The following is a 282-nucleotide window of genomic DNA, read 5'->3' as shown; positions in this document are numbered from 1 at the left end:
GCCACCGGCTTGATCGTGCGTGGCGGGTTCCTCGGCCGCGAAATGGAGAACCGCTGGTTCGCCGAGGCCGATGGGGGTGCGCGCTGGATCTTCCCGGAGCGCTGGGACCGCTATGAGGCCTACATTCCAGAAGCCGAGCGTGGTGACATGATCGCAGCCTACTGGTCGCGGCTGGACAGCGCGGACGAGACGACCCGCATCGAAGCCGCGCAGGCCTGGCTGGGCTGGGAAGACAACGCCGCCACCCTGCAGCACGACGTGGATGCGCACTCCACCGATGAT

Annotated in this window: 1 pseudogene; it reads left to right on the top strand. The window is 67.4% G+C overall.

Annotated features, from left to right (window positions below):
* Positions 1-282: pseudogene (locus EN850_RS35945) on the top strand (prolyl aminopeptidase); the annotation flags it as partial.

Origin of the sequence: Mesorhizobium sp. M8A.F.Ca.ET.207.01.1.1 (assembly GCF_004794715.1) — a bacterium.
Classification (GTDB): domain Bacteria; phylum Pseudomonadota; class Alphaproteobacteria; order Rhizobiales; family Rhizobiaceae; genus Mesorhizobium.
This window is presented reverse-complemented; position numbering and strand designations above follow the sequence as displayed.